The sequence below is a fragment of the Streptomyces sp. A2-16 genome, assembly GCF_018128905.1.
Classification (GTDB): Bacteria; Actinomycetota; Actinomycetes; order Streptomycetales; family Streptomycetaceae; genus Streptomyces.
This window is the reverse complement of sequence record NZ_CP063808.1, coordinates 360,368-386,645: the sequence shown is the minus strand read 5'-3', so window position 1 is coordinate 386,645 and position 26,278 is coordinate 360,368. Positions and strand designations below refer to the sequence as shown.

General features: G+C 71.0%; 30 protein-coding genes. 15 read left to right on the top strand and 15 right to left on the bottom strand.

Annotated features, from left to right (window positions below; genetic code table 11):
* Positions 1-38: 38 nt before the first annotated feature.
* From IOD14_RS01910 to IOD14_RS01900, 3 genes are read right to left on the bottom strand one after another with little or no spacing between them, the layout of a single operon-like run.
* Entirely contained in the window at positions 39-296 is a 258-nt protein-coding gene (locus tag IOD14_RS01910) for a hypothetical protein (protein ID WP_212669514.1), read from the bottom strand.
* Positions 297-353: 57 nt separating this feature from the next.
* Entirely contained in the window at positions 354-812 is a 459-nt protein-coding gene (locus IOD14_RS01905) for a helix-turn-helix domain-containing protein (RefSeq protein WP_212669513.1), read from the bottom strand.
* A complete protein-coding gene (locus IOD14_RS01900; protein WP_123990690.1) occupies positions 809-1,414 on the bottom strand; it encodes a type 1 glutamine amidotransferase family protein in 606 nt (201 codons plus the stop codon). The genes IOD14_RS01905 and IOD14_RS01900 overlap by 4 nt, the downstream gene beginning before the upstream one ends.
* 139 nt (positions 1,415-1,553) lie before the next feature.
* On the opposite strand from IOD14_RS01900, the gene IOD14_RS01895 reads away from it, so the two are divergent.
* The 3 genes from IOD14_RS01895 (at position 1,554) to IOD14_RS01885 (ending at position 4,473) form a co-directional block, all read left to right on the top strand.
* Positions 1,554-2,909: an aspartate aminotransferase family protein gene (locus IOD14_RS01895; RefSeq protein ID WP_212669512.1), complete on the top strand. Its 1,356-nt coding sequence runs from the start codon at positions 1,554-1,556 to the stop codon at positions 2,907-2,909.
* A gap of 92 nt (positions 2,910-3,001) precedes the next feature.
* The gene (locus IOD14_RS01890) at positions 3,002-3,703 is read left to right on the top strand and encodes a GntR family transcriptional regulator (RefSeq protein ID WP_123990688.1); all 702 of its coding nucleotides are present in this window, start codon (positions 3,002-3,004) and stop codon (positions 3,701-3,703) included.
* 119 nt (positions 3,704-3,822) lie between these two features.
* The gene (locus tag IOD14_RS01885) at positions 3,823-4,473 is read left to right on the top strand and encodes a hypothetical protein (protein WP_123990687.1); all 651 of its coding nucleotides are present in this window, start codon (positions 3,823-3,825) and stop codon (positions 4,471-4,473) included.
* A 3-nt stretch (positions 4,474-4,476) separates the two neighbouring features.
* Here the strand turns inward: IOD14_RS01885 and IOD14_RS01880 are convergent, their stop codons facing one another.
* The gene (locus IOD14_RS01880; protein WP_123990686.1) at positions 4,477-4,770 is read right to left on the bottom strand and encodes a hypothetical protein; all 294 of its coding nucleotides are present in this window, start codon (positions 4,768-4,770) and stop codon (positions 4,477-4,479) included.
* 251 nt (positions 4,771-5,021) lie between these two features.
* On the opposite strand from IOD14_RS01880, the gene IOD14_RS01875 reads away from it, so the two are divergent.
* Positions 5,022-5,309 (top strand): hypothetical protein, encoded by a 288-nt coding sequence (locus IOD14_RS01875; RefSeq protein WP_212669511.1) that lies wholly within the window; start codon positions 5,022-5,024, stop codon positions 5,307-5,309.
* A gap of 97 nt (positions 5,310-5,406) precedes the next feature.
* Here the strand turns inward: IOD14_RS01875 and IOD14_RS01870 are convergent, their stop codons facing one another.
* On the bottom strand, positions 5,407-6,291 hold the full coding sequence (locus IOD14_RS01870) for a sigma-70 family RNA polymerase sigma factor (RefSeq protein ID WP_212669510.1): 885 nt from the start codon (positions 6,289-6,291) through the stop codon (positions 5,407-5,409).
* A 123-nt stretch (positions 6,292-6,414) separates the two neighbouring features.
* On the opposite strand from IOD14_RS01870, the gene IOD14_RS01865 reads away from it, so the two are divergent.
* The 3 genes from IOD14_RS01865 to IOD14_RS01855 are packed head-to-tail and all read left to right on the top strand — an operon-like array spanning position 6,415 to position 7,646.
* On the top strand, positions 6,415-6,780 hold the full coding sequence (locus tag IOD14_RS01865; RefSeq protein ID WP_123990683.1) for a hypothetical protein: 366 nt from the start codon (positions 6,415-6,417) through the stop codon (positions 6,778-6,780).
* A gap of 6 nt (positions 6,781-6,786) precedes the next feature.
* Entirely contained in the window at positions 6,787-7,278 is a 492-nt protein-coding gene (locus IOD14_RS01860) for a hypothetical protein (RefSeq protein WP_123990682.1), read from the top strand.
* On the top strand, positions 7,275-7,646 hold the full coding sequence (locus tag IOD14_RS01855; protein ID WP_123990681.1) for a peptidase inhibitor family I36 protein: 372 nt from the start codon (positions 7,275-7,277) through the stop codon (positions 7,644-7,646). Before IOD14_RS01860 ends, IOD14_RS01855 begins: the two co-directional genes overlap by 4 nt.
* Positions 7,647-7,679: 33 nt before the next feature.
* Here IOD14_RS01855 and IOD14_RS01850 read toward each other — a convergent pair whose 3' ends face one another.
* Both IOD14_RS01850 and IOD14_RS01845 read right to left on the bottom strand, forming a co-directional pair.
* Entirely contained in the window at positions 7,680-9,488 is a 1,809-nt protein-coding gene (locus tag IOD14_RS01850; protein WP_212669509.1) for a 5'-nucleotidase C-terminal domain-containing protein, read from the bottom strand.
* A gap of 149 nt (positions 9,489-9,637) precedes the next feature.
* A complete protein-coding gene (locus tag IOD14_RS01845) occupies positions 9,638-10,921 on the bottom strand; it encodes an adenylosuccinate synthase (RefSeq protein WP_123990679.1) in 1,284 nt (427 codons plus the stop codon).
* A gap of 188 nt (positions 10,922-11,109) precedes the next feature.
* On the opposite strand from IOD14_RS01845, the gene IOD14_RS01840 reads away from it, so the two are divergent.
* Complete coding sequence (locus IOD14_RS01840) at positions 11,110-11,994, top strand: diacylglycerol kinase family protein (protein WP_212669508.1); 885 nt, start codon at positions 11,110-11,112, stop codon at positions 11,992-11,994.
* 294 nt (positions 11,995-12,288) lie between these two features.
* Here the strand turns inward: IOD14_RS01840 and eutC are convergent, their stop codons facing one another.
* Together eutC and IOD14_RS01830 are read right to left on the bottom strand one after the other, a co-directional pair.
* Positions 12,289-13,041 carry an ethanolamine ammonia-lyase subunit EutC gene (gene eutC, locus IOD14_RS01835; RefSeq protein WP_123990677.1) on the bottom strand — a complete coding sequence of 251 codons (753 nt, stop codon included), beginning with the start codon at positions 13,039-13,041 and terminating at the stop codon, positions 12,289-12,291.
* Positions 13,038-14,423, bottom strand: a complete 1,386-nt coding sequence (locus IOD14_RS01830; RefSeq protein WP_123990676.1) for an ethanolamine ammonia-lyase subunit EutB — start codon at positions 14,421-14,423, stop codon at positions 13,038-13,040. The genes eutC and IOD14_RS01830 overlap by 4 nt, the downstream gene beginning before the upstream one ends.
* Positions 14,424-14,571: 148 nt before the next feature.
* Here IOD14_RS01830 and IOD14_RS01825 point away from each other — a divergent pair, with 148 nt between their 5' ends.
* Entirely contained in the window at positions 14,572-16,080 is a 1,509-nt protein-coding gene (locus IOD14_RS01825; RefSeq protein WP_212669507.1) for an APC family permease, read from the top strand.
* Here the strand turns inward: IOD14_RS01825 and IOD14_RS01820 are convergent.
* Positions 16,077-16,568 (bottom strand): MarR family transcriptional regulator, encoded by a 492-nt coding sequence (locus IOD14_RS01820; RefSeq protein ID WP_123990674.1) that lies wholly within the window; start codon positions 16,566-16,568, stop codon positions 16,077-16,079. The genes IOD14_RS01825 and IOD14_RS01820 overlap by 4 nt on opposite strands.
* A gap of 74 nt (positions 16,569-16,642) precedes the next feature.
* On the opposite strand from IOD14_RS01820, the gene IOD14_RS01815 reads away from it, so the two are divergent.
* From IOD14_RS01815 to IOD14_RS01805, 3 genes are all read left to right on the top strand, one after another.
* The gene (locus IOD14_RS01815) at positions 16,643-17,539 is read left to right on the top strand and encodes an ABC transporter ATP-binding protein (protein WP_123990673.1); all 897 of its coding nucleotides are present in this window, start codon (positions 16,643-16,645) and stop codon (positions 17,537-17,539) included.
* The gene (locus IOD14_RS01810) at positions 17,536-19,104 is read left to right on the top strand and encodes an ABC transporter permease (RefSeq protein WP_212669506.1); all 1,569 of its coding nucleotides are present in this window, start codon (positions 17,536-17,538) and stop codon (positions 19,102-19,104) included. The genes IOD14_RS01815 and IOD14_RS01810 overlap by 4 nt, the downstream gene beginning before the upstream one ends.
* 86 nt (positions 19,105-19,190) lie before the next feature.
* Positions 19,191-19,439 carry a hypothetical protein gene (locus tag IOD14_RS01805; RefSeq protein WP_212669505.1) on the top strand — a complete coding sequence of 83 codons (249 nt, stop codon included), beginning with the start codon at positions 19,191-19,193 and terminating at the stop codon, positions 19,437-19,439.
* Here the strand turns inward: IOD14_RS01805 and IOD14_RS01800 are convergent.
* Genes IOD14_RS01800 through IOD14_RS01790 form a run of 3 tightly spaced genes read right to left on the bottom strand, consistent with a single transcriptional unit; the run spans position 19,436 to position 21,702 of the window.
* Positions 19,436-20,641: a cytochrome P450 gene (locus IOD14_RS01800; protein ID WP_212669504.1), complete on the bottom strand. Its 1,206-nt coding sequence runs from the start codon at positions 20,639-20,641 to the stop codon at positions 19,436-19,438. The genes IOD14_RS01805 and IOD14_RS01800 overlap by 4 nt on opposite strands.
* 9 nt (positions 20,642-20,650) lie before the next feature.
* Entirely contained in the window at positions 20,651-20,851 is a 201-nt protein-coding gene (locus tag IOD14_RS01795; protein ID WP_123990669.1) for a DUF397 domain-containing protein, read from the bottom strand.
* On the bottom strand, positions 20,851-21,702 hold the full coding sequence (locus tag IOD14_RS01790) for a helix-turn-helix transcriptional regulator (protein WP_123990668.1): 852 nt from the start codon (positions 21,700-21,702) through the stop codon (positions 20,851-20,853). Before IOD14_RS01790 ends, IOD14_RS01795 begins: the two co-directional genes overlap by 1 nt.
* Before the next feature lie 225 nt (positions 21,703-21,927).
* On the opposite strand from IOD14_RS01790, the gene IOD14_RS01785 reads away from it, so the two are divergent.
* From IOD14_RS01785 to IOD14_RS01775, 3 genes are all read left to right on the top strand, one after another.
* Complete coding sequence (locus IOD14_RS01785) at positions 21,928-22,344, top strand: ATP-binding protein (RefSeq protein WP_212669503.1); 417 nt, start codon at positions 21,928-21,930, stop codon at positions 22,342-22,344.
* A gap of 65 nt (positions 22,345-22,409) precedes the next feature.
* Positions 22,410-22,964, top strand: a complete 555-nt coding sequence (locus tag IOD14_RS01780; RefSeq protein WP_249125805.1) for a hypothetical protein — start codon at positions 22,410-22,412, stop codon at positions 22,962-22,964.
* A 138-nt stretch (positions 22,965-23,102) separates the two neighbouring features.
* Positions 23,103-24,203: a MerR family transcriptional regulator gene (locus IOD14_RS01775; RefSeq protein ID WP_249125804.1), complete on the top strand. Its 1,101-nt coding sequence runs from the start codon at positions 23,103-23,105 to the stop codon at positions 24,201-24,203.
* A gap of 38 nt (positions 24,204-24,241) precedes the next feature.
* On the opposite strand, the gene IOD14_RS01770 is transcribed toward IOD14_RS01775, so the two are convergent.
* Both IOD14_RS01770 and IOD14_RS01765 read right to left on the bottom strand, forming a co-directional pair.
* Positions 24,242-24,907 (bottom strand): response regulator transcription factor, encoded by a 666-nt coding sequence (locus IOD14_RS01770; RefSeq protein WP_123990664.1) that lies wholly within the window; start codon positions 24,905-24,907, stop codon positions 24,242-24,244.
* Complete coding sequence (locus IOD14_RS01765) at positions 24,904-26,253, bottom strand: histidine kinase (protein ID WP_123990663.1); 1,350 nt, start codon at positions 26,251-26,253, stop codon at positions 24,904-24,906. The genes IOD14_RS01770 and IOD14_RS01765 overlap by 4 nt, the downstream gene beginning before the upstream one ends.
* Between the last annotated feature and the right edge of the window lie 25 nt (positions 26,254-26,278).

Genomic DNA, 26,278 nt, shown 5'->3' with positions numbered 1-26,278 from the left:
GCGGCGCCCGTGGTTCTCGGCACACACCGGCGGGGACTTCAGGGCGACGCCGAAGGGGGCGTCGGGGACGTGCTCGGGGTGTTCTCGTGCAGGACGCCGTAGACCGTTCCGCCGGCGCCCAGGGCCACCACGAGTGCGATCAGCAGCAGTGCCACCGTGGCGGCACGGCTGCGGGGAGCCGCCTCCGCGTCCGGGTCCGACGGGTACGGCGTCAGATAGGTGCCGGGCGCGGGGCGCTCGCGGGCGTGGCCGCGTCCCTCGCTGTCCGCCGGGCCGGCGGAGCCGTGTTCCTCCATCGCTGGTCCTCCCCCGAGACCGCGCGCCCGCACACCCACGCGACAGAAGACCAGTGTCTATGTCCGTCCGTCGGCCGTCGAGATCTGTTCGAGCGCCTTGGACAACCTCTCCAACATCCCTACGGTCTCAGCGAGTTCGGCCTCCCCGAGGACCTCCGCGAGCCGGTCGGCGAAGGCCGTGTGGCCCGGGTCGATCCGGCGCACGGCGGCCAGCCCCTCCTGGGTCGGCGCGAGGAGCTTGGCGCGGCGGTGGGCGGGGTTGGGCCGGTACTCGGCGAGCCCCCGCTCCACCAGCAGATCGGCGATCCGCTGCACGCTCTGCCGGGTGATGCCCATCTCCCGGGCGATCCCGGCGACCGGAAGCGGCTCCCGCAGCACCGCGCCGAGCACCTGCCACCAGGCCGCGGTGAGCCCGGCGGGTCCGGCCAGCTCCTCGGCCACGGCGAGGAACTGGCCGTTGAGCCGGAACACTCCGAGCGCGCCCCGGCTGAGCAGGTCCTGCCGCTCCCGGCTCACCGCGCGGCCGCCTTCTCCAGCACGGCGTACGCCTGCGGGTCGGAGTCGTGGAACAGCCGGTACCAGGCGTCCAGCACCTCGCCCTCGTACACCCCGAGCAGCCGGAAGATCTCCCGGGCGAAGGCGACGGGCTCGGTGGGCCCCGCGGTGATCAGGCGGCCGTCGGTCACGGCGTCCGCGTCGACGTACCGCTCGCCGCCGCCGTACCCCGTGGCCGCCAGATAGAAGGACACGGCACTGGTGTGCTCGCGGTCGTCGAGCAGCCCCTCGCGCGCGAGCCCCGCGGTGGCCCCGCAGATCGCGGCGACGGGGACCCCGGCGTCGAGGAACTCGCGCGCCTTGCGGGCGAAGGGGGCGAGGTCGTCGCCCGCGTCCCAGAGATCGGCGCCCGGGAGGATCAGCAGGGAGCTGTCGGACGGCCGCACCTCGTCCAGAACGCACGCGGGCTGCACCCGCAGGCCCCCGATGGAGTCCACCGGCTCGCGCGAGAACCCGACCGTCCGGATCTCGTACCCGGCGCGGGCGAGGTAGGCCGTGGCGTGGCCCGTCTCCCAGTCGGCGTAGGTGTCGTACACGGCAAGATGCACTGGCTTGAGGTTCATGACAGCATCCTGTCACTTCGACAGCAAGCTGTCAATCACGCGGTCCTCACGAGCCCTGGACAACCTGTCGCGGAAAGCTCCCGTCCACAGACAGGACGCCGATACCGCTTCCGCATCGCGGACATTTACGCTCACTCGCATGACCCCTCAGCCACACCCCGAGGTCGGCGCCGCCGTGAAGGCCGCGGACCGTGCTCATGTGTTCCACTCCTGGTCCGCGCAGGAGCTCATCGACCCGCTCGCCGTCGCCGGTGCGGAGGGGGCGTACTTCTGGGACTACGACGGGAACCGCTACCTGGACTTCACCAGTGGGCTCGTCTACACCAACATCGGCTACCAGCACCCGAAGGTCGTCGCCGCGATACAGGAGCAGGCGGCGACGATGACGACCTTCGCGCCCGCCTTCGCCGTCGAGGCCCGCTCGGAGGCGGCCCGGCTGATCGCCGAGCGGACGCCCGGGGACCTGGACAAGATCTTCTTCACCAACGGTGGCGCGGACGCCGTGGAGCACGCCGTGCGCATGGCCCGGCTGCACACCGGACGGGCCAAGGTGCTGTCCGCCTACCGCTCGTACCACGGCGGTACGCAGCAGGCCGTCAACCTCACCGGTGACCCGCGGCGCTGGGCCTCCGACAGCGCCTCCGCCGGAGTCGTGCACTTCTGGGCGCCCTTCCTCTACCGGTCCCGCTTCTACGCCGAGACCGAGGAGCAGGAGACCGCGCGGGCGCTGGAGCACCTGGAGACGACCATCGCCTTCGAGGGGCCCGCCACCGTCGCCGCCATCGTCCTGGAGACCATCCCCGGGACCGCCGGGATCATGGTCCCGCCGCCCGGCTACCTCGCCGGGGTCCGCGAGATCTGCGACAAGTACGGGATCGTCTTCGTCCTGGACGAGGTCATGGCCGGGTTCGGGCGGACCGGCGAGTGGTTCGCCGCCGACCTGTTCGACGTCACTCCCGACCTCATGACCTTCGCCAAGGGCGTCAACAGCGGGTACGTGCCGCTCGGCGGTGTCGCCATCTCCGGTGCCATCGCGGAGACCTTCGGCAAGCGGCCCTACCCCGGCGGGCTCACCTACTCCGGGCACCCCCTCGCCTGCGCCGCCGCCGTCGCGACGATCGACGTCATGGCGGAGGAGGGCGTCGTCGACAACGCCAAGCACCTCGGTACGGCCGTCCTGGAGCCGGCGCTGCACGAGCTCGCCGAGCGGCACCCGAGCATCGGCGAGGTGCGGGGCGTGGGCATGTTCTGGGCCCTGGAGCTCGTGAAGAACAAGGAGACCCGCGAGCCGCTCGTGCCCTACAACGCGGTGGGCGAGGCGAACGCCCCGATGGCCGCGTTCGCCGCCGCCGCGAAGAAGCAGGGCATCTGGCCGTTCGTCAACATGAACCGGACGCATGTCGTGCCGCCGTGCAACGTCAGCGAGGCCGAACTGAAGGAGGGCCTCGCCGCCCTGGACACGGCGCTCTCCGTGGCGGACGAATACACGGAGTAAGTCCGCCGGTCCTTCGAACGCGTAAGGTGGCGTGCTCGTAGACATGTGTACGAGCACGCCATCTGCACACGCGCGAGGGAGGCGCCCCGACGATGCCCGGCAGCAGCGGCAACGGTGCCGTCACCCGCAGCACGCTGCGGCAGCAGATCGCGGACGCGCTGCGCGACGAGGTACTGGCCGGGCGGCTCCAGCCGGGGCAGGAATTCACCGTGAAGGAGATCGCCGAGCAGTACGGCGTCTCCGCCACCCCGGTCCGCGAGGCGCTCGTCGACCTGTCCGCGCAGGGACTCCTGGAGGCCGACCAGCACCGCGGCTTCCATGTGCACGAGTACTCCGTCGACGACTTCCGGGGCATGATCGAGGCCCGCAGCCTGGTCACGGACGGTATGTTCCAGGCGCTCGACGCCGGTCACCGCATCCTCCAGGAGCTGGACGAACCCCGTACCGCCGCGGCCGTGGCCGGTGTACGGCGGCGCGGCGAGGAGGCCCAGCGGGCCGCCGCCGCGGGCGACCTGACCGTGCTGATCGGCTACGACCTGCGCTTCTGGCGCGAGTTGAGCGTGCTGTTCGGCAATCCCTATCTCGCCGACTTCCTGCACCGGCTGCGGGTGCAGACCTGGGTGTGCACCGTCCAGCACCTGCGCAGGCTCACCGATCTGCGCGGCAGCCTGTGGGCGGGGCACACCGAGATCGCCGACGCCCTGTACGAACGCGACACCAAGACCGCCCGCGAGCTTCTCACCGCCTACAACGGCCACTATCTGACCCTCATCGAGGGCCTGACCGCCGACTGAGCGCGCCGGTCACGGGTACAACGTGCACTACAGGAGCCGCCGGGGCGCCCCACCGACTACCCTGCCTTGACCACCGTATGAAGACATCCGCGCACCGCGAGTATCCGAGGAGCTGACTTTTGGCCTGTGACCTGTGGCTGGTGCCTCTCGTCGACGTCCTGTGCCACACCCCGGACAACCCGTTCGCCGAGGAACTCGCGCAATACAACAAGGTGCTCGCCGAGGCCGGGTTGCCGCCGGTGCCGGTGTACCAGTACATGCCGGGACTGTCCGGCGAGGTCGCCCCGGTGGCCGGTTTCGACTACGACGCCCTGCACTTCCTGCGCCGCGCCTATCTGCTCCAGGTCTGCGGGCTCGCGGTCACGCCGGTGGACGAACTCGGCGGTGACTACGAGCAGTTGCTGGAGATGTTCGAGACGACCGCCCAGCAGTCCCACCTGGTCTGGCACTACGACCACGCGGGCGCGTACGTCCCCGTCGACTTCCCGCACCCGCTGGCCAACGACGAACTCCTCGCGGGCGGCGGCCCCTTGGGCTCCTCACAGGCCCTGCTGCGGGAACTGGAGTTCGTGGCCCCGGTGATCGGCATCGATCCGGCCAATCCCCCGGCGCCCCCCGAGCCGCCGCACGCCCCGACCGAGCTGGAGGAGCCGGCCGTCGCGCCGCCGTACGACCCCAGCCCCTTCGCCCGCGAACGCCATGTCTGGCTGGGGCTGCACGCGGCGGCCACCCGGAGTCTCGCCCAGGGGTCGATGATCATCTTCAGCTGAGGGTCAGCGCCCCAGCTGGGCAAGCCCCTTCTGCAGGTCGTCGCGGTTCATCACCGGGGTGTAGCTGACCTTGGCGCCCAGGTTCATGAAGAACGGCTCACTGATCACCGGCATCAGTGAGCTGTCCTGCAGTTCGAAGAAGATGAAGGCGGTGCGCTGACCGTTCTCGGTGGTGAAGTAGGCCGCTTCGGGCTTGATCTGTTCCATCGACGCCTCGATCAGCTTCGGCAGGGTGCCGTTGCTGATGGCCTCGTTCGCCTTCTCGGTGTCCATGGACACCTTGAGCAGTACGCGCATCGCACTCACCTTCTCCGGATCGACGGACGCCGATGCACCCTCCCAGAATATGCCCGTATGCGGTATTTCTCCCTGGCGGCTCCGGAGGGAGCAGGCGCACGGCCCACCGGGGCTCACAGGTGCCCGCGGCCGTAGGTAGGCACCTCACGGCAGTTGAGTACCGCTACTCAGGCGGTGGCCGCCACCGCCCCGGCATCGTGGGGATCACGGACGGAGCCCGCAGCTCCGCAACGACTTCCTGGGGGTCCCCGATGAACGGTTCGCGCTACATCCTCAACCCGCTCTCCCTCGGCTACCTGCTCCTCGTGGCCGCCGTCGTCGGCTGGGTCGGCGTGGACACGCTGTTCGTCGAGCACGCCGACGCGAGCTTCGCCGGGGTGTGGGCGTTCGTGGTCACGGCGCCCGCCTCGCTGCTGCTCGTGATGGTGCCGGGAGCGGGGGCGTGGGCCGGGATCGTCATCGGGGCCGCGCTGAACGCGGTCGTGCTCGGCGCGGCATACCGGAGCATCGCCGGCCGCCGTCTGCGCCCCACCGCCTGAACCACGCTGAACCAGGCTGAACCGGGCCGAATCACCCCGGCCCGCCGCTCCGGACCCGCTCGAACCACCCCGGCCCGCCACCCCGGCCCCGCTCGAACTACCCCTCCACGAGCGCCACTTCCGTCTTCCGCAGCCGCTCCGGCTCGGCCACCACGTCGATCTCCCGGATGAGGTCGCCGTCGAAGGCGAACCGGAGCAGCACCCGCAGCCGGCCCTTCTCCAGCATCGCCATACCGACCTCGCCGTCGACGAGGACGAGCGCCGCGGACCGGGCCCGGCCCAGGGAGGCCATCGCGCCCTCGGCCACCGGGCGGGCACCCCGGACGAGGAGCGGCTCGGGGGTCGGTACGACGGCCCGGTCGGCGTGCAGCACCACGTCGGGGTGGAGCAGGGCGAGCAGTGCGTCGAAGTCGCCGCCTCGGGTGGCGGCGAGGTAGGCGTCGACGACCCGGTGGCGCCGCGAGGCGTCCGCGGTGGGCGCGGCGGACGCGGGGGCTCCCCTGACCCGGCGGCGGGCCCTGCCGGCCAACTGCCGGGTGGCCGCCGGGGTTTTCTCGATCATCGGGGCGATCTCGTCGAACGGCACCTGGAACATGTCGTGCAGCACGAAGGCGAGCCGTTCGGCGGGGGCGAGCGTGTCGAGGACGATCAGCAGCGCGAGTCCGACGGAGTCGGCGAGAAGGGCCTCCTCCTCCGGGTCCGTGGCACGTGCCGCCGACGCCGGGACCCGGTCGTCCGCCAGTTCCTCCTCGCGCCGGGCCTCCCGCGCCCTCAGCAGGTTGAGGCAGACCCGGGCCACAACCGTGGTCAGCCACCCTCCCGGGTTCTCCACGCCGGACGTGTCCGCGCGGTCCACCCGCAGCCAGGCGTCCTGGAGGGCGTCGTCCGCCTCGCCGAGCGAGCCCAGCATGCGGTGGGCGACGGCCCTCAGCCGCGGCCGGTGCTCCTCGAACTGCGCGGCCATCCCGTCCCGTTCGGACATGGCGTCCACCCCTCCCCCTGCTCCCCCGAACATCCCGACGCACCCTAGAGCACCGGCCGACGATGATCCACTGAACGGGTGAACGCCCGCATACGCCCACAAACCGGTGGGCATGCAGCGCGCATGCGCCCTGCCTTGATCACGTCCGTGCTGCTCGCCGCCCTCCTCCCGCTCGCCGCCCCGCCCGCCCACGCCGCCGCTGCCGTGCCGCCGGGGCACGTCTACTTCTGGGCCGAGCCGGGGCAGATGGGGCCGGGCGGCGCCTGGGACTACGCGCCGCCGGGGTACAGGGAGGCGGAGCCGCGGGTGAAGCGGCACGCGTACTCCTTCGACTCGCACGCGTCCGTGACCGTGTACGCGATCAGCTTCCAGGGCGGCGGCGCCTGTGTGTACCGGGCGATCCGGCCCGACGACTACTCCGACAACTGGGGCTGGGCCACGAAGTTCGACGGGGTCAGCGACACCACCATGGGCTGCGCGGCCGGCTGACCGTCCATGCGTGCCCGTACGGCGACGGCCCTGGCCGTCCTCATCCTGCTCGCCGGATCCGCCTGCACGGCCCGCCCGGCGCCCCCGCCCGACGATGTCATCAAGGCCGCCACCCGCGCACTCACCGACGACTGCCTGACCCGGCGGGGCCTCACCCCGCGGTCGGGCGAACAGCGCGTGTCCGACGCGCTGTTCGGCACGGGCAAGGCGGAGCTGTCGCTCCGACTGCCCAGCGGCTATGTCGTCCGCACCCACACCGACGGCTGCCTCGCGGCGGCCCAACAGCGGCTCTACGGCGACCAGGACCGCTGGTTCCGTACCTCGGTCGTCGTCAACAACCTCACCCCCGAGGCCGCCAGGACCGGCCGCCCGCTCTCCGAGGTCCGTGCCGCGCACCGCGCGGAGATCGCGGAGTGGCGGCGGCTGCGCGCCCGCGCCCTCACCACAGCGACCGCCCTGCTGGAGGGCGGCGGCACCACCCCGAAGGGAAACCAGTGAAGCGCTTCATCGCCGTCCTGTCCGCCGGACTGCTCGCCACCGGAGCCGTCCTCGCCACCTCGGCCTCGGCCCAGGCGGCGGCCTGCGGCAGCGGGAACTTCTGCGCGTGGACGGACGCCAACTACCAGGGCCAGAAGATCGAGTGGACCGGCGACGACGGCTGGTGGGAGGGCAACATCGCCGACCAGGACTCCTCCTGGGCCAACCACGGCATCTCGGGCCCCGGCATCAAGGACCACGTCAAGGTGTACGCCTCCGCCAACCAGCTCGGCCCGATGACGATCTGTCTCGCGCCCGGCCAGGAGGCCGGCTACAACGGCGTGGCCAACGACCGCGGTGACTCCCACATCTGGGCGACCGGCTGCTGAGACGCCGGACGCCCGAGCGGGGCGGGACTCCGGTCAGAAGACCGGCGTCCCGCTCTGCGTCAGCCTCCAGTTGGTGACGGCGAAGTCCTTCGGGTCCAGGGCGCCCTTCGAGGTCACGTAGTCGATCATCAGCTGGCGGATCTCGTTGGTGGAGCTGTAGGCGATGTCGGCGGCGGCGATGTGCGGGTAGCCGGAGCCGCCGTTGGCCCGGTAGTTGTTGACGGCGACGACGAAGACCTGGTCGTCGGTGACCGAAGTCCCGTTGTAGGACAGGTTCTTGATGCGGGAGCCCTCGGCCGCCGCGATGTCGATGTCGTACGAGACGCCCGCAGCGGTGTCGTACATGTAGTCCCAGAAGCTGTTGGCGTTGGTCAGGGTCGCGGTGTCGACCTTCGTGCCCGCCGGGACCTGGTAGTAGTACTTGGCCGCGTACTCCAGGTAGTCCTTGAGCTGGGCGCCGGTGAGCTTCTTGCCGTAGAGGGTGTTGTCGTAGATGTAGAGCCCGGCGATGTCCTTGATGGTGACGCTGCCCGCGGGGATGTCGGCGGTGCGGGAGAAGGGCGCGGCGACGGAGATGAGCGGGAGGGCGGCGTCGGAGGCGGAGAGTCCCGCCTTGACGGTGTCCATCTGGACCTGGTGGATGAAGTCCATGATGGGGACGTCCTTCCAGCAGGAGTCCGCCGCGGAGAGGTCCTCGGTGCAGGTGCCGACGGCCGTGTTGACGTACTTCACGACCAGCTCGTGGTCGGCCTCCAGGAGCTTTTTGATCTCCGGGTCCTCGTCGACCGTGTTGGGGTTGAGGGTCTGGGCGGTCTTCTTGGTGACCTTCCACTGCCCGCGCACGAGTTCCAGCTCGAAGTCGAAGACGCTGAGCCGGTAGCCCCAGCAGTACGGCTCGGACAGCAGGACGTCCTCGCCGGTCTCGTCGTTCTTCACCGTGTACGAGGGCACCTCGATGTGGGTGTGCCCGACCAGGATCGCGTCGATGCCCGGGACCTGCTGGGCGACGAGGTTGGAGGCGTTCTCGACGTACGGCAGCTCGTCGCCGTACGAGGAGGAGCCGTCCAGGCCGGAGTGGTCGGTCAGGAAGACGACGTCACAGCCGAGCGCGCGCAGCCGGGGCACGTACTTCTTCGCCTGCTCGACCAGGCCGGGGAAGACCATCTTCCCGCTGACGTTGTCCTTGTCCCACAGGGCGATGCCGGGGTTGGTGAGGCCGAGGATGCCGACCTTGATGTCGGGGGCGCCCGGCACGCAGATCCGCTTCACGGTGTACGGCTGGAAGGCGGGCTTCAGGGTCTTCGCGTCGAGCGCGTTGGCGCCCAGCAGCGGGAAGCGACACTGGCTCTCGAACTTCCTGAGCACCTCGATGCCGTAGTTGAACTCGTGGTTGCCGAGGGCGGCGGCGTCGTAGCGCATGTGGTTCATGGCGACGGCCATCGGGTGCTTCGGCGCGCCCTTGTCGGTGATCGGCTGCACGCGCGCGAAGTAGTACGCCAGTGAGGTGCCCTGGATGATGTCGCCGGCGTCGACGAGCAGCACGTGCTCCTCGCCCTTGGCCGCGCGCTGCTGCTTGATGAGCGTGGCGACGCGGGCGACACCCACGGAGTTGCCCTTGCTGTCGGAGTAGGCCTTGTCGAGGTAGTAGTCCCAGTCGAAGACATGGCTGTGCAGGTCGGTGGTGCCGAGGATGGAGAACGACCAGGTCCTCGGCGCCTTCGCGGGCTTGTGCTCGGCAGCCTGCGCGGGCGCGGCGGCCACGGTGCCCGCGGCGGCGACGGCCGCTCCGGTGACGGCCGACTTCTTCACGAACGCACGGCGGTTCATGGGACTGACGGGCATGGGGGACTCCTGGGAGCTGGAGAGGGCGGAGGGACGGAACTACCCGCGTAGATAGTTGCGTCCCGCCGGTCGCCCACGGAACCAGGAGCAAGCCATGGGCCGGTCAAGGAAGTCCATGACCGGCCCAACGACTGTCGAACAAAAGGGATTTACAGGAACGAGTTGATCTCGATCGTCTCGTCCCGGCCCGGGCCCACGCCGATCGCGGAGATCGGGGCGCCGGACATCTCCTCCAGCGCCTTCACGTAGTCCTGGGCGTTCTTCGGGAGGTCGGCGAAGGTCTTGGCCTTCGTGATGTCCTCGCTCCAGCCCGGCAGGTACTCGTAGACCGGCTTCGCGTGGTGGAAGTCCGTCTGCGAGTAGGGGAGCTCCTCGACCCGCTCGCCGTCGATCTCGTACGCGACACAGACCGGGATCTGCTCCCAGCCGGTGAGCACGTCGAGCTTGGTGAGGAAGAAGTCGGTGAGGCCGTTGACGCGGGTCGCGTACCGGGCGATCACCGCGTCGAACCAGCCGCAGCGACGGTCACGGCCGGTGGTGACACCCCGCTCACCGCCGATGCGGCGCAGCGCCTCGCCGTCCTCGTCGAAGAGCTCCGTGGGGAAGGGGCCCGAGCCCACCCGGGTCGTGTAGGCCTTGAGGATGCCGATGACCCGGCTGATCTTCGTCGGGCCCACGCCGGCGCCGGTGCAGGCGCCGCCCGCGGTCGGGTTCGACGAGGTGACGAAGGGGTACGTGCCGTGGTCGATGTCCAGGAGCGTGCCCTGGCCGCCCTCGAACAGGACGACCTTGTCCTGCTCCAGGGCCTGGTTGAGCACCAGGACCGTGTCGGCGACGTACGGCTTCAGCCGGTCCGCGTAGCTCAGCAGCTCCTCGACGACCTGGCCCACCTCGATGGCCCGGCGGTTGAAGACCTTGGTCAGGAGCTGGTTCTTGCCGTCGAGGGCCGCCTCGACCTTCTGGGTCAGGATCGACTCGTCGTACAGGTCCTGGATGCGGATGCCCACGCGGTTGATCTTGTCGGCGTAGGTGGGGCCGATGCCGCGACCGGTGGTGCCGATCTTGCGCTTTCCGAGGAAGCGTTCCGTCACCTTGTCCACGGTGACGTTGTACGGCGTGATGATGTGGGCGTTACCGCTGATCAGGAGCTTGGAGGTGTCGACGCCGCGGTCGTTCAGTCCGTTCAGCTCGGAGAACAGGACCGACGGATCGACGACGACACCGTTGCCGATGACCGGGGTGCACCCCGGAGACAGGATTCCGGAAGGGAGGAGGTGGAGGGCGTACTTCTGATCGCCCACGACTACCGTGTGGCCGGCGTTGTTGCCGCCCTGGTAGCGCACCACATAGTCCACCGAGCCACCGAGCAGGTCGGTCGCCTTTCCCTTGCCTTCGTCACCCCACTGAGCACCGAGCAGCACAAGTGCGGGCACGCGCGTACACCCCTTCCGGGCGGGGCATGTCCAAGGTCGGGGGCGTACGCGTACGGTTCCTCCGTCGCGTGCACCACGGCCGTCGTCGGCCGCTGCCCGTCGGACCCGGATGCCCCGGAATAGACGAAGCCCCTGGCGCAATAGCGCAAGGGGCTCTTGCACAAAGATGCTACCCGAGGAAGCGAGGCATGGCCGAGGTGGCGACTTCCGCGACTTCCGATCACCTGCTGGTGGTGATCGACCCGGTCGCCCGGCAGACGGACGGCGAGTCCGTACGGATCGTGAAAGACGTGCTCAGCGCGGGTGCGGCGACGAAGGTGTGTCTGCCGGAGGGGCCCGAGGAGTTCGCTCGGGCGCTGGCCCGGCGCGGCTCGCGGCGCCCGGTGGTGGTCGGTGACGACCGTGCGCTGATGCGGGCGGTGGTACTGCTGCACCGGCAGCGGGCGCTGGCCGAATGCGTGCTGTCGGTGGTGCCGGTGGGCGCGGTCCTGGGCGTCGCCCACTCGCTCGGAGTCCCCACGGGCGCGGTGGCCGCCGCCCGGGCGGTCCTGGACGGGGCCGAGCGGCGGCTGGACATGCTGGTGGACGACAGCGACGGGGTGGTCCTCGGAGCACTGCGGATCCCTGCCCTGGTGGCGCGGGAGGAGCCGGGGGAGGCCGCGCGGCCGTGGCTGCGGACCCAGCAGGCGGAGGCGGCGCGGCCCTGGCTGCGGACCTGCCAGTCCCTCGTACGGACCCTGGTGCCGGCTCGTCCCGCGCGGGACGCCGCGCCCGCCGTCGCCGGGCCCTCGCGGCTGCGGGTGGAGGTCGACGGGGTGACCCTGGTGGACCTGGACCAGCCCCTGGAGGCGGTCTCGGTGACACCGGGCTCCGGCACCGGGCTCGCCTCGGTGGAGGTGCGCCCGCTGTCGGTGGGGGCGGAGGCCTCCCCGCTGCTGGCCACCGGCAGGACGGTGACCGTCACCGGCGCGGACTTCCGCTACCGGGCGGACGCGGGGGTCGCGGGCCCGGTACGGAGGCGGACCTGGACCGTGCGGGAGGGGGCGCTGGGGTTGGTGTTGCCGGGGCGGTGAGGGGGGTTCGTCGCCAGGGTGGTGTGGGGGCGACTCCGGGCCCGTGAGGGGGCGACTCCGGGCCCGTGCGGGGGCGTCTCCGGGCCGTGCGGGGACGACTCCGGGCCGTGCGGGGACGACTCCGGGCCGTGCGGGGGCGACTCCGGGCCGGTGAGGTGGCGCGCCGCCGAGGGGGTGCCTGGGCGCGGCGGGCATCGTTGTCGACGGCGATGTCTGGGCGCGGCGGGCATTGTCGGCGGGGCGTCGCCTGTGTGGTGAAGGTGTCCGAGGCCGTCCGAGGGTGTCAGGTCTCGGTCATGCCTCCGTCACCTCTCCGCAGCCGCTCTCGTCCTTCAGCCCCACCCCCGTCACCCCCGACCGCCGTGCCCTCTCCATCAGCCCGGCCAGCTTCTCCGCCGCCCCCTCGTACGACAGCCCCAGCGGCGGCCTGATGTTGGACAGGCAGTTGCGGCCGGCGTCCGTCGTCACGCCCGGGACCGGCCGGTACGTCAGATACGCGCCGAGGGAGTCCGCCGCCGACATGCCGGGGCGTTCGCCGATCAGGACGACGACTGTCGTGGCGCCCATCGCGTGGGCGACGTCGTCGCCGAGGGCCACGCGAGCCTGTTCCGCGAGGACGACCGGGGCGATGTGCCAGGAGTCCAGACGGGCCGCCGTCTCGTGGACGACCGCCGCCGCGTGTGCGTGCACCGCCCGGCTGGAGAGCCCGTCGGCGATCACGAAGACCACGTCCCACTCCCCCACCGGGAGGTGGGCGCGGTCCGTCCGGTCCAGACGGCGGCCCAGGTCCGGTCGCTGGAGATACGTCGTCCGGTCGGGAGCCGCGCTGCGCACCCGTACCGTCGGCATCCCGGCCAGTCCCGCCGCGACGGCGCCCGGCTCGAACGGCGAGTGCACCGCGTCCCGGGCCGCCGCGTGGGCGGCCTGGAGTTCGAGGCGGTGGCGGGTGGGCAGGGCGGAACCGGCCCGGCCGAGGCCGATCCTGGCCTGGGTGCGGTGCCGCAGCGCCGCCCACAACTCGCTTGTCTGCAGGGTCACTTCGCTCATGCCGCCAGTTCCCTTCCGATCTCCGTCAGCGGGTGCGCGCCGACCTCGCGGATCGCGCCCCGCTCGTCCAGCAGCCCGATCGAGGCGAGCCACGCCTCGAACTCCGGTGCCGGGCGCAGGCCCAGCACCTCCCGCAGGTACAACGCGTCGTGGTACGAGGCGGACTGGTAGTTGAGCATGATGTCGTCGCCGCCCGGGGTGCAGATCACGAAGGACGCCCCGGCCACGCCGAGCATCGTCAGCATCGTCGCGATGTCGTCGTCGTCCGCGTCGGCGTGGTTGGTGTAGCAGATGTCCAGACCCATCGGCAGTCCGAGCAGCTTGCCGCAGAAGTGGTCCTCGAGGGCGGCGCGCAGGATCTGCCGGCCGTCGTAGAGGTACTCGGGGCCGATGAAGCCGACGACGGTGTTGACCAGCAGCGGGTCGTAGCGCCGCGCGACCGCGTACGCCCGTGCCTCCACCGTCTGCTGGTCCACCCCGTGGTGGGCGTCCGCCGACAGGGCGCTGCCCTGACCGGTCTCGAAGTACATGACGTTCCGGCCGACGGTGCCGCGCTCCAGCTTCGACGCGGCCTCGTACGCCTCGTCCAGCAGCCCCAGCGTCACCCCGAAGGACGCGTTGGCCGCCTGGGTCCCCGCGATGGACTGGAAGACCAGGTCGACGGGGGCGCCGCGCTCCATCAGGTCCACGCTCGTCGTGACATGGCACAGCACGCACGACTGGGTCGGGATCGCGTACCTCCGGATCACCCCGTCGAGCAGCTCCAGCAGGTCCCGTACGGCCCTGGGGCTGTCGGTCGCCGGGTTGATGCCGATCACCGCGTCGCCGGAGCCCAGCAGCAGTCCGTCCAGGAGTGCCGCCGCCACGCCCGCCGGGTCGTCGGTGGGGTGGTTGGGCTGGAGGCGGGTGGCGAGCCGCCCCGGCAGTCCGATCGTCGAGCGGAACGCGGTGACCACCCGCACCTTGCGGGCGACGGCGACCAGGTCCGCGTTGCCCATGAGCTTGGAGACCGCCGCCACCATCTCGGGCGTGAGTCCGGGCGACAGCGCGGCCAGCGACACGGCGTGCGCCTGCTCCGACAGCAGCCACTCCCGGAACCCGCCGACCGTCAGCCCGGCCACCGGCGCGAACGCGGCCGGGTCGTGGGTGTCGAGGATGAGCCGGGTCACGTCGTCGGTCTCGTACGGGATCAGCGGCTCGGTGAGGAAGTCCGCGAGCGGTACCTCCGCGAGCGCCCAGCGCGCGGCGACCCGCTCCCGTTCCGAGTCGGCCGCGAGTCCGGCCAGCCGGTCACCGGACCGCTCGGGGCTCGCGGCGGCGAGCAGTCGGGCGAGGGTGTCGAAGCGGTAGCGCTGACCGCGGAGAACGGACTCGTAGCTCATGCCCAGGACGCTACGAGTCGTGTGTTGCCACCAGATTTCTAAAGGTCTGGTTGACAAACATTTAACGGCCCGAGACCCTTGCTCGACTCATTCGGGCTACAGAGTTCCGGTCCAGTACGTAGTGACGGGCAAGGAGAGAGGCCACCCGATGGCAGTGGACGAGGGAGTCGCCCCGGCGGCGAAGACGGATGGCGACGGCACGGTTCATCGACTGAAACCCAATGCCATCGGCTTGCTCGGCGTGGTCTTCATGGCCGTGGCGACCGCCGCGCCGATCACCGCGATGACCGGCAACGTGCCTTTCATGGTCTCGGCGGGCAATGGCATCGGCGCGCCCGCGAGCTATCTCGTCGCAATGGTCGTCCTGGCAATCTTTTCCGTCGGCTTCACCTCGATGGCGAAGCACATCACCTCGACGGGCGCCTTCTACGGCTTCATCTCCTACGGCCTCGGGCGCACGGCCGGACTCGCGTCGGGACTCCTCGCCACCTTCGCGTACGTGGTCTTCGAGCCGGCGCTCATCGGCATCTTCTCGTCGTTCGCGACGGGGACGCTGAGGGACCAGACCGGGGTGCACATCCCCTGGTGGGCGTTCGCGGCCCTGATGCTCGCGGTCAACGCGATGGGCACCTGGTTCGGCGTCTCGGTCGCCGAGAAGCTCCTGGTCGTTCTGCTCGCCACCGAGGTGACGATCCTCGCCGCGATGGCGGTCTCCGTCGCCTTCCACGGCGGCGGCCCGGACGGCTTCGCCCTCGCCCCGGTGAACCCGGTCAACGCCTTCAAGGGCACGTCCGCCGGGCTCGGCCTCTTCTTCGCCTTCTGGTCGTGGGTCGGCTTCGAGTCGACGGCGATGTACGGCGAGGAGTCCCGCAACCCGAAGAAGATCATCCCCAAGGCGACGATGATCTCCGTCCTCGGCGTCGGCGTCTTCTACGTCCTCGTCTCCTGGATGGCCATCTCGGGCACCGGCCAGGCGAACGCCGTCAAGGTCGCCACCGCCGACCCCTTCGGGCTCTTCTTCGGCCCCACCGAGCGGTACGTCGGCCACTGGGCGGTCGACGTCATGCAGTGGCTGATGATCACCGGCTCGCTGGCCTGCGGAATGGCCTTCCACAACTGCGCCGCCCGCTACATGTACGCGCTGGGCCGCGAGGGAGTCCTGCCCTCGCTGAAGAACACGGTCGGCCGCACCCACCCCCGGCACGGCTCGCCGCACATCGCCGGCCTGGTGCAGACGGTCGTGACGGCCGTGCTCCTGCTGGCGTTCTGGGCGGCCGGCAAGGACCCGTACAGCGGCACGTACGTCCTGCTCGCCATCCTCGGCACGATGGCGATCCTGATCGTGCAGGCGGTGTGCTCCTTCGCGGTGCTGGTGTACTTCCGCACGCACCACCCCGAGAGCCGCCACTGGTTCCGCACCCTCGCGGCCCCGCTGGTCGGCGGCGTCGCGATGCTCGCCGTGGTCGCCCTGCTGGTCTCCAACATGGGCGCGGCGGCCGGCTCGGAGTCCGGATCCCTGGTGCTGAAGGCCACGCCATGGCTGGTGGCGGCCGTCGCGGCCCTGGGCATCGGGTACGCCCAGTACTTGAAGCGGCGCTCCCCCGAGCGGTACCTGCTGCTGGGGCGGACGGTGCTGGAGGAGACCAAGGAACGTTAGGGGCTCCCGAAGAGCTTCTCGCGGTGCGCCCGCCACCGCTCCATCATGGCCGCGACCTCGCCCTCGACGAACTCGAAGAAGGCGAGCGTCTCGGCCATGCGGCGTCCTGCCGGGGTGTCGGCGCCGAGGCTGCTGACACCCTCGCGCAGAGCGACCTCCCACCGCTTGAGGACTGCCTCACGGTTGGTCAGGGCCTCGTACCACTGGTCGCCGTGCACCCGGTAGCGCTCCCGGCGTGAACCGGGCTCCCGCTCCCGCGAGACCATGTGCGTCTGGGCGAGGTAGCGCACCGCCCCGGACACCGCCGCGGGGCTGATCTGCAGCTGCTCCCCCAGCTCGGCGGAGGTCATCGAGCCCTCGTCCGAGGACAGCAGCGCGGCGAAGACCCGGGCCGGCATGCGCTGCATGCCCGCCTCGACGAGCTGGGCCGCGAAGCCCTCCACGAACTTCGAGACCGCCTCCGGGTCACGACCCACCGCATCCGTCATGGTCACCACCCTAACGGGGCTTCATACGCTTCCTTAACTTCACAAATTTCTGAAAGAAGCGTACGTTCTGAAGCATGACGAAGGCAATCACGGTCTCCGGGCTCCACAAGTCGTTCGGCCGCACCCACGCCCTCGACGGCCTCGACCTGGAGGTCACCACCGGCGAGGTGCACGGCTTCCTCGGCCCCAACGGCGCCGGGAAGTCCACCGCCATCCGCGTCCTGCTCGGCCTGCTGCGCGCCGACTCCGGCGCCGCGCAGGTCCTCGGCCGCGACCCGTGGGCCGACGCGGTCGAGGTGCACCGCCGGATCGCCTACGTCCCGGGGGACGTGACGCTGTGGCGCAACCTCTCCGGCGGCGAGGTCATCGATCTCTACGGCCGTCTCCGCGGCGGCCTCTCGGTGACGAGGCGCGCCGAGCTGATCGAGCGCTTCGAGCTGGACCCCACCAAGAAGGGCCGCACCTACTCCAAGGGCAACCGGCAGAAGGTCGCCCTGGTCGCCGCGTTCGCTTCCGACGTGGACCTGCTGATCCTGGACGAGCCGACCTCGGGCCTGGACCCGCTGATGGAGGAGGTCTTCCAGCGCTGCGTGGAGGAGGAGCGGGAGCGCGGCCGTACGGTCCTGCTGTCCTCGCACATCCTGAGCGAGGTCGAGGAACTCTGCGACCGGGTCAGCATCATCCGGCGCGGCCGCACGGTGGAGTCGGGCTCCCTGGCCGAGCTGCGCCACCTCACCCGCACCAGCGTGACGGCCGAACTCGCGGGCGCCCCCAACGGGTTGGCACAGTTGCCGGGCGTGCACCACCTGGACGTCCAGGGCCGCCGGGTCCGGATGCAGGTCGACACCGACAAACTCGACCCGGTGCTACGGCAGTTGAGCGAGTCGGGAGTGCGCTCACTGACGTCGACACCGCCGACGCTCGAGGAACTGTTCCTGCGCCACTACCAGGACGAGGCGGCCGTGCGATGACCTCCCTCGTGGGCACGGGCGTGCTGCTCCGCTTCCACCTGCGCCGCGACCGGGTGATGATCCCGGTGTGGGTGGCGGTCAACGCGCTGATGGTCCTCTCCATGCCGAACACCCTGAAGGGCCTGTACGGCACCGAGGCCGAGCGCGCCGACCTGCTGCGGCAGGTGGCCACCAACTCCTCCCTGCGCGCGCTGATCGGGCCCGTCTTCGACGACTCCCTCGGCGCCCTCACCGCCTGGCGCGTCGGCGCCTACGCCGGGGTGCTCGCCGCCGTCACCAGCCTCCTGATCGTCGTACGCCACACCCGTGACGAGGAGGAGAGCGGGCGGCAGGAGCTGATCGCCTCGGGCGTGGTGGGCCGGCGGGCGTCCCTGACCGCGGCGCTGCTGGCGGCGGCCGTGGCGAGCGGTGCGCTGGGGTTGCTGGTGACGGCGGGACTGGCGGGCCACGGACCGGCGGGCGCGCTGGCGTTCGGCCTCGGGCTGGCCGCCGTGGGCATGCTCTTCGCCACGACGGCCGCGATCGTCGCCCAGCTGACGGAGAGCGCGCGGCTGGCGCGGGGGCTGACGGCCGGGGCCCTGGGCGCGGCCTTCGTGCTGCGGGCGGCGGGGGACTCGGGCTCCGCCGACGGTTCCTCGGTGCTGTCCTGGCTGTCACCGCTCGGCTGGCTGTCGCAGCTGCGGCCCTTCGCCGGGGAACGCTGGTGGGTGCTGGGCCTGTTCGCGGCGGCGATCGCGGCCCAGGCCGCGCTGGCGTACGTCCTGGCGGGTCGCAGGGACCTGGGCATGAGCTTCGTGCCGACCCGCCCCGGACCCGCGTCCGGCCGACTGGGCACGGCGGGCGCCCTGGCCTGGCGGCTCCAGCGGGGCGGTGTCCTCGGCTGGTCGATCGGCTTCTTCCTGGCAGGGGTGGTCTACGGCGGTCTGACGGACAGCGTGGCCGACCTGGTCGGCGACAACGACAAGGCCCGCGAGATCTTCGAGCGGATGGGCGGACGGTCCGGGATCACGGACGCCTTCCTCGCCTCGATGACCGGGATGCTGGGACTGGTGGCCGCGCTGTACGTCGTCGCCTCGGTGCTGCGGCTGCACGGCGAGGAGACCTCGATGCGGGCGGAACCGGTGCTGGCGAACGCGGTGGGCCGGCTGCGGTGGGCCTCGGGCCACCTGGTGATCGCCTTCGGCGGCTCGGCACTGATCATGCTGCTCGCGGGTCTCGGCCTCGCCCTCGGCTACGGCAAGGAGGCCGGCCCGATCCTCGGCGCCTGCCTGATGCAGGTGGCCGCGGTGTGGGTGATCGGCGGACTGGCGGTCCTGCTCTACGGGCTGGCCCCGCGCCTCGCCCCGCTGGCCTGGGGAGTCGCCGGGGCGGTGCTGCTCATCGGCTGGGTGGGTCCGGCGCTGGACGCCCCGCAGGTGGTGCTGGACCTCTCCCCCTTCGGCCACCTGCCGAAGCTGCCGGGCGGGGACATGGAGTGGGGGCCGGTGCTGGTCCTGCTCGGGCTCGCGGGGGTGCTGGTGACCGGAGGCCTGGCGGGGTTGCGGCGCCGGGATCTGACGACCTGAACCGCAGGCCGGGATCTGACGACCTGAACCGCAGGCCGGGATCTGACGACCTGAACCGCAGGCCGGGAACCTACGTCCCTTCAGACATGAAACGGCGTGTGGACAAAGTGGCCTGCGGGGGCTGTGTGCTGTCGGCGGCGGGGGCGACGGCGGCCCCCCTGCTGTGGCTGTCCATGCCCCGCACCTGGCGCCACCTGGGCGGCGGCTTCGAGAACGAGGGCATGGACTACACGGTCCTGCTGACGGAACTGCCGTTCGTGGTGCTGGGCGGAGCCTTCCTGCCACTGCTCGCGCTCACCGTGCTGATGCGGCTGCGGGACCGCCGCCGGCTCTAGCCGACGTGGACGCGCAGCCCCTCCAGTCCCCGGATCACGAAGTTCGGCTTCCTCTCCGGCTCCGCCGCCAGGCTCAGCGTCGGGGCCTTCTCCAGGAGGGCCGTCATGGAGGCGGTCAGTTCAATGCGGGCCAGGGGGGCGCCGATGCAGTAGTGGATGCCCGCGCTGAAGGAGATGTGCGGGTTGTCGGCGCGGGTGAGGTCGAGGCGTTCCGGATTCGGGAACGTGGCCGGGTCGTGGTTGGCGGAACCGAAGAGCAGGGCGACCTCGGCGCCCCTCGGGACGGTCGTCCCGTCGATCTCGATCTCGTCCAGGACCCAGCGTTCGAAGAGCTGGAGCGGGGTGTCGTAGCGCATGAGCTCCTCGACGGCCCCCGGGACGAGGGAGTGGTCGGCGCGCAGTTCCCGCAGTTGGCCGGGGTTGCGGAAGAGGGCGTACCAGCCGTTGACCGTGGCGTTCACAGTGGCCTCGTGGCCCGCGTTGAGCAGCAGCACGCAGGTCGAGATCATCTCCTGCTCGGTGAGCCGGTCGCCCTCGTCGTGCGCGGCGATGAGCCCGGAGATCAGGTCGTCGCCGGGGTTCTTGCGGCGCTCGGCGATCAGGTCGGTCAGGTAGTCGGAGAACTCGACCGAGGCCCGCACCGCCCTCGCCGCCACGTCCTCCGGCGGGTTCAGCTCGTACATCCCGCAGATGTCCGCCGACCACGGCCGCAGCGGCGCCCGGTCCGCCTCCGGGATCCCCAGCATCTCGGCGATCACCGCGACGGGCAGCGGCTCGGCGACATCGGTGAGCAGATCACCGCCGCCCTCCGCGACGAGCCGGTCCACCAGCTCACCGGCCAGGTCGGTCACATACGGCCTGAGCTGCTCGACCGTGCGCGGGGTGAACGCCTTCGACACCAGGCGCCGGATCCGGGTGTGGTCCGGCGGCTCCAGGTCCAGCATCCCGTGGTCGTTGAGCGTGTGGAAGGGCTCGTGCTCCGCCGGCGGTGCCGTGCGCCCGAAGTCCTCGTGCGTGAACCGGTGCTGATAGGTCCGCCCGAGCCTGCGGTCCCTGAGCAGCGCGGAGACGTCCGCGTGGTGCGGGACGAGCCACTGGTTCGTCGGCTCGAAGTAGTGCACACGGCCCTTGGCGCGGAGCTCGGCGTAGGCGGGGTAGGGGTCGGCGAGAAACGCCGGGTCCCAGGGATCGAAGGCGGTCATGCGGGGACGCTAGCCCGGGAGGGGGGCGTCTGACCAGGGGTGTTCTTTCAGGTGGTCGATGAGGGCGGCGAAGGCGGGGGTGGGGAAGGAGAGGGTGGCGCGGGCGGGGGCCTTGGAGTCTCGGACGGCTATCCGGGTGGGGAGGGGGGCGATCTCGACGCAGGTGTCGCCCTCGCCGCCATCGGAGTACGTGGACTTACGCCAGTTCATCAGAGTTCCTTCGCCATGCGGTGGATGAAGTCGCGCGACGCGATCGGGTCCAGCGACGCGCTCTCGATCCTACGAATCAGCGCCCGCATTCGATCCAGCTGGATTTCGGCATCGATGAACGCGACACCGGTGGGCGAGTCCCGCATGCCGGTGTCGAGCCGGGACACGGGACCTCCGGCATACATCATCGACGCCCCGGAACCGGCGAACCCGTCCTGATCAGTGGGGATGACGCGTACGGTGGCGCAGCCCCGCTCGACCATGGCCAGGATCTGCCGGAGTTGGGCACGCGACGACTCACGGTCAGCGACTCGAAGACGTAGCGCCATCTCATGGACGATCGCCTCGTACGGAGTGGGGTTGTCACCCTCGATCACCGCACGGCGCCTCATCCGGTACTCCACCTTCCTGTCCACCTGGCTGTCGGGGAGCCCGGGGTTCATGTAGGCGAAAACCGCACGGGCGTAGTCCGGCGTCTGAAGCAGCCCGGGGACGCGGGTGATGACGATGTCTCGCAGGTACGTCGCGTGGTGCTCCACCTCCGCCACGTCCAGGTTCACCTGCGGCAGGACTTCCCGGTACTCCTCCCACCAGCCACGCGTGCGATCGGTCGCCATGGCCACCAACGCCTCGACCAACGCGTCTTCCGTACAGGCGTAGTTGGAGGCGAGCCGACGCACGCGCTTGGCGCTCACGCCCACGGTGCCGGACTCGATCTGACTCATCTGGACGGAGTCCGCCTCCAGCAGCTCCGCGGCCTCCCGAGCCGTCAAGCCCACCGCCTCGCGCAGTTTCCGCAGCTCAGCACCTAGTCTCACACGCCGGGCCGTGAGATGCCTCTTCGGCGGCAACCGGTGCCTCCTCGCTCCAACTCCCCCGTGAACGTCCCTCGTTCGAGCGCCAGAATACGGCAACGGCTTGCAACTTCCTAAGCATAGGAAATACCGTCGGTGACGCGACGCACACGCCGCGGAACCCCGGGGTACCGGAAGCGCACCGCCCCGTCCTGCCATGACGGCGCGGCACTGCCACCGCCCGCCGACCGCAACCCCCCACCACCCCAACGGAGTTGCCGCATGCCCGAAAGCGAATCGGGACCCTGGGAGTACGTGCTCCACATCCCCAACGACCCCCGAGCCGTCACCGTCTGCCGCCGCACCCTTCGCCTGATCCTGACGATGCACGGCCTGATCACCCTGGTCGACACCGCGGAGCTGCTCGCCACGGAGCTGATCTCCAACGCCGTACTGCACACCAAGGGCCCCGCCGCCCTACGGGTGGGCTGGTCACCCCCCGGCACCCTCCGCCTCGGCGCGTGGGACACCGACCCCGAACCACCCCAGCCACCCGGCGCGTTGGACCACCTCACCGACGTCGAGAACGGCCGCGGCATCGCTCTGGTCCGCGCTTGCGCCGACCTGTGGGGCTGGCAGCCCCTGTCCAGAAACGGCAACCGCGGCAAGTACGTGTGGTGCGAACTGTCCGCGGCATGAGGGGCGAGCCCTGTGCCCGGGAGAAATACTCCGCGCGTGGCATGTCCATGCACCAGGATGCGTGCATGACGCAAAACACGCGTGCTCTGCTCTCTCTCCTCCTCCTGTCGGTGCTGCTCACGGGATGCGGTGCGGACGACACGGACAAGGAAGAGGGAACGGCACGGACCGCCGCCGGTCTTGACGCCGCCGCCAAGACCTGGGGTGTCGAACCGGAACTCGTCTATGTCACCGAGGTCTCCGGCTACACCGTCTTCCAGGAGTCGGTCGGCGAGTACAACGGCGAGTTCGCCGCCGCCTATCGGTCCGAGGACCGTGCCACCCGGTTCGGCCTCTTCGTGGATCGCCGAACGCTGACGGCCGAGAACTGCTCCGAGCAGGCGCTGGGCGAGGTGACGGCCAAGCGGGTCAGCTGTGAGCGCGACGGTGACGCCTGGTATCGCAAGGCGGGCGCTTCCCACGAGTACGCGATACCCCGCGACGGTGTGGTGATCCGGCTCATCGCCGACACGAAGAAGGTCGACCGCGCCGTTCTGCGCGAGGCGGCCGAGGCGGTCCACCGCCCGGACGACGCCGAGCTGGCCGCACTCCTGCCGGCCACGAACGGCGCGGGCATCTGAGCGGACGGCAGTCGCCCTGAGTCCGTCGCGCGGAGTGCGTCGCGCGGAGCGAGAATGCGCGCTCCGCCGGCGCCTCGCCCCGCGCGCCCACGGAGCCGGGTTGACCCTCGACCTTGTGCAGGGCCCAGAGTTCAGGGCGTGGAGAACGACATGCGCAGCATCGGCGAGACGGCCCGCGACAGCGGCCTCGGGGTGAGCGCCCTGCGGTTCTACGACCGTGCCGGTGTGCTCGTGCCCGCCTGGGTGGATCCCGTCAGCGGGTACCGCTGGTACGCGCCCGAGCAGCTCGAAGAGGCCCGGCTGCTGGCCGGGCTGCGCCGGGCCGGGATGCCGCTGGCGGACATCCGGCTGGTGCTGGCCAGTTGGGCCGGAACGGACAGCGATCTGGTCCGGAAACTGCTCACGGCCCATCTGCGCCGCCTCGAACAGGGGCTGTCCGATGCCCGCCGCGAGTTCTCCGCACTCCGAGCGCTACTCGACCAACGGGAGAACCTCATGACGTCGCTCCGTGCCGCCACCCTCCGGCTGACCGTCGCCGCGCCCGAGCTGGCGGCCGCGCTGGACACCGTCCGTTTCGCGGCGAGCACCGACCCGGAGCTGCCGATGCTCTGCGGGGTCCTGTTCGACATCGAGGGCGAGAGCCTCCATGTCGTGGCCACCGACCGGTACCGCATGGCCGTCGCGCGGGCCGGTGTCGACGGGCCCGAGGGCTATGACGGGAGCCGGGTCCAGGTCATCGTGCCCACCCCGCTCGCCGACGCGATGCGGGCGCTGTCGCACGGGGAGGGGCCTGTGCGGCTCTCCCTCGACGGTGACCAGGTGACCCTGGAGGCCGGGGACCGGCAGGCGGCCGGTCGGTGCCTCGACCACGACTTCCCCGACTACCGTCGTCTCCTGCCCCAGGCCGGTGACCGCCGCGCCCTGGTCGAGGTCGCGGACTTCCGCAGGGCCTTGGAGACGGGTCCTGCCCGCCGCGACGAGACCGGGACGCACGACCTGAGCGTGCTCAGGGTGGAGGAGGACGGCACGGTGGCTCTCTGCGGCGATGGCGACGACCGCGCCGAGAGCCGTCAGGGCCACGTCGCGGTCAACCGCGCGTTCCTGCTGGACGCGCTGGCCGCCGGGGGCCGGGACCGGCTGGTTCTGGAGGTCACGTCCCCCACCGCCCCGATCGCGATCCGCCGCCCCGACGACGAGGGCGGGTTCTCGGTCCTGATGCCGGTCCGCCTGGAGGACTGACACCCGCCTCACCGCAGAAGAGGTCCGCACGCCCACCCCTACCCCGGCGTCACCAGCCGCGCCTCGTACGCGAACACCGCCGCCTGGGTCCGGTCCCTGAGGCCCAGCTTCACCAGGATCCGGCTGACGTGGGTCTTGATCGTCGACTCGGCCACCACCAGGCGCTCGGCCATCTCCGAGTTCGACAGGCCCTGCGCGATGAGGACAAGGACCTCCGTCTCACGGTCGGTGAGGTCGCCGTAGGCGGTGTGGGCCGAGGCCATGAGGCGGGGGGACTCGGAGAGTTTGGAGAACTCCGTGATCAGGCGCCTGGTGACCGAGGGGGCCAGGAGTGCCTCGCCGGAGGCCACCACCCTCACTCCTTCGGCGAGCTGGCGGGCCGAGGCGTCCTTGAGGAGGAAGCCGGAGGCTCCCGCGCGCAGGGCCTGGTACACGTACTCGTCGAGGTCGAAGGTCGTCAGGACCAGGACCTTCGCCGTACTGTCGGCCGCGACGATCTCCCTGGTCGCCTCGATGCCGTTCAGCTCCGGCATCCGGATGTCCATCAGGACCACGTCGGGGGCGAGTTCGCGGACCCGGTCCACCGCCTCGCGGCCGTTGACCGCCTCGCCGACCACCTCGATGTCCGGCATCGCGTTCAGCAGCACCGAGAAGCCCTCGCGGACCATCATCTGGTCGTCCGCGACCAGGACACGGATCGTCATGCCTCACCCTCGTCCCTGAGCGGCACCGGCAGGAACACCGCCACCTCGTAGCCTCCCTCGTCCGTGGCGCCCGCCGTCATCTCGCCGTTCAGCATGGAGACCCGCTCCCGCATGCCGGTGATGCCGTGCCCCGCTCCGGGCGAGGGCTTCAGCAGCGACAGCTCGGGCCGCGGGCCGTTGACTATCCGCAGGCCCAGGCCGCCCAGGACGTAACCGATCTCGACCCGTGCGCTCGCCCCCGGGGCGTGGCGCAGGGTGTTGCTCAGTGCCTCCTGGACGATCCGGTACGCCGACAGCTCGACGCCCTGCGGGAGTTCGCGCACCGCCCCGGTGACGGCCTTGTCGACGCTCAGACCCGCCTCGCGGACGTTGGCGATCAGCCCGTCGAGGTCGGCGAGGGTGGGCTGCGGGGCGTCCGGCGCCTCGTAGTCCTCGGCGCGGACCACGCCGAGGACCCGGCGCAGTTCGGTGAGGGCCGCCACCGCGTTCTCCCGGATGGTGGCGAACGCCTTCTCCAGCTCCGGGGGCGGGTTCTCCACCCGGTAGGGGGCGGCCTCCGCCTGGATGGCGACGACCGACATGTGGTGGGCGACCACGTCGTGGAGCTCGCGGGCGATGGTCGTGCGCTCCTCCAGGAGGGTGCGGCGGGAGCGTTCGTGCGCGGTCACCGTCTGCTGGGCGGTCACCTCCTGCTCCGCCGAGCGGCGTATGTGCCAGACGGTGACGACGAGGAGGGACAGGGCCAGGACGACCAGCATGGGCCCGGTGTTCGAGGAGTAGTGGCCTCCCCCGATGGTGGTCTCGGACCCGATGCCGTAGACCGCGGTCAGGATCCACATCCAGCCCGCGGTGCGGGGCCTGGCCCGGATCGCCGCGACCGTCACCACGACCAGGTGGGCGACGAAGCCACCGGCCGGCCACGGCCAGTCGTAGGAGCTGTTGCCGAGCACCGCCGCGAAGGGGGCGGCCACCAGGGAGAACCAGAAGGCACCGATCGGGCGCAGCAGCACCAGCAGCACGGGGCAGAGGGCCAGCAGGGCGCACAGCAGCGAGCCGATGTCGCCGACCCCCTCGGCCGAGGAGGCCCCGATCAGCGCGGCCAGCAGTCCGGTGAACGCCACCACGGCGTGGGGCGTCCAGGCCGCGTACTCCTTGAGGCGCGCGGGCAGCCGCCGGGTCAGCGGTCCGTCGACCCTCATGGGGGCGAGCGGGCGGTAGGCGAAGGCGTCGTGGAACAGGTCCTGCCGCAGCCCGCGCAGGGCGTCCACGGCCAGCCGGAACTCCGGGCTGCGCGGCTTGTCCCCGCCCCCCGGCTGCGTCGGCTGCGTCTGGGTCGTCTCGGTCACAGGGAAACCGTAGGCGCTGCCCTGC

Excerpts from the sequence above, each read along its gene's own strand:
- IOD14_RS01865 (WP_123990683.1), top strand. The coding sequence starts at position 6,415 with ATGCGCCCTGCCTTGATCACGTCCGTGCTGCTCGCCGCCCTCCTCCCG.
- IOD14_RS01910 (WP_212669514.1), bottom strand. The coding sequence starts at position 296 with ATGGAGGAACACGGCTCCGCCGGCCCGGCGGACAGCGAGGGACGCGGC.
- IOD14_RS01890 (WP_123990688.1), top strand. The coding sequence starts at position 3,002 with ATGCCCGGCAGCAGCGGCAACGGTGCCGTCACCCGCAGCACGCTGCGG.
- IOD14_RS01840 (WP_212669508.1), top strand. The coding sequence starts at position 11,110 with ATGGCCGAGGTGGCGACTTCCGCGACTTCCGATCACCTGCTGGTGGTG.
- IOD14_RS01820 (WP_123990674.1), bottom strand. The coding sequence starts at position 16,568 with ATGACGGATGCGGTGGGTCGTGACCCGGAGGCGGTCTCGAAGTTCGTG.
- IOD14_RS01875 (WP_212669511.1), top strand. The coding sequence starts at position 5,022 with ATGAACGGTTCGCGCTACATCCTCAACCCGCTCTCCCTCGGCTACCTG.
- IOD14_RS01795 (WP_123990669.1), bottom strand. The coding sequence starts at position 20,851 with ATGAACTGGCGTAAGTCCACGTACTCCGATGGCGGCGAGGGCGACACC.
- IOD14_RS01805 (WP_212669505.1), top strand. The coding sequence starts at position 19,191 with ATGAAACGGCGTGTGGACAAAGTGGCCTGCGGGGGCTGTGTGCTGTCG.
- IOD14_RS01860 (WP_123990682.1), top strand. The coding sequence starts at position 6,787 with ATGCGTGCCCGTACGGCGACGGCCCTGGCCGTCCTCATCCTGCTCGCC.
- IOD14_RS01780 (WP_249125805.1), top strand. The coding sequence starts at position 22,410 with ATGACGCAAAACACGCGTGCTCTGCTCTCTCTCCTCCTCCTGTCGGTG.
- IOD14_RS01895 (WP_212669512.1), top strand. The coding sequence starts at position 1,554 with ATGACCCCTCAGCCACACCCCGAGGTCGGCGCCGCCGTGAAGGCCGCG.
- IOD14_RS01770 (WP_123990664.1), bottom strand. The coding sequence starts at position 24,907 with ATGACGATCCGTGTCCTGGTCGCGGACGACCAGATGATGGTCCGCGAG.
- IOD14_RS01830 (WP_123990676.1), bottom strand. The coding sequence starts at position 14,423 with ATGAGCTACGAGTCCGTTCTCCGCGGTCAGCGCTACCGCTTCGACACC.
- IOD14_RS01800 (WP_212669504.1), bottom strand. The coding sequence starts at position 20,641 with ATGACCGCCTTCGATCCCTGGGACCCGGCGTTTCTCGCCGACCCCTAC.
- IOD14_RS01815 (WP_123990673.1), top strand. The coding sequence starts at position 16,643 with ATGACGAAGGCAATCACGGTCTCCGGGCTCCACAAGTCGTTCGGCCGC.
- IOD14_RS01870 (WP_212669510.1), bottom strand. The coding sequence starts at position 6,291 with ATGTCCGAACGGGACGGGATGGCCGCGCAGTTCGAGGAGCACCGGCCG.
- IOD14_RS01900 (WP_123990690.1), bottom strand. The coding sequence starts at position 1,414 with ATGAACCTCAAGCCAGTGCATCTTGCCGTGTACGACACCTACGCCGAC.
- IOD14_RS01810 (WP_212669506.1), top strand. The coding sequence starts at position 17,536 with ATGACCTCCCTCGTGGGCACGGGCGTGCTGCTCCGCTTCCACCTGCGC.
- IOD14_RS01785 (WP_212669503.1), top strand. The coding sequence starts at position 21,928 with ATGCCCGAAAGCGAATCGGGACCCTGGGAGTACGTGCTCCACATCCCC.
- IOD14_RS01880 (WP_123990686.1), bottom strand. The coding sequence starts at position 4,770 with ATGCGCGTACTGCTCAAGGTGTCCATGGACACCGAGAAGGCGAACGAG.
- eutC (WP_123990677.1), bottom strand. The coding sequence starts at position 13,041 with ATGAGCGAAGTGACCCTGCAGACAAGCGAGTTGTGGGCGGCGCTGCGG.
- IOD14_RS01850 (WP_212669509.1), bottom strand. The coding sequence starts at position 9,488 with ATGCCCGTCAGTCCCATGAACCGCCGTGCGTTCGTGAAGAAGTCGGCC.
- IOD14_RS01825 (WP_212669507.1), top strand. The coding sequence starts at position 14,572 with ATGGCAGTGGACGAGGGAGTCGCCCCGGCGGCGAAGACGGATGGCGAC.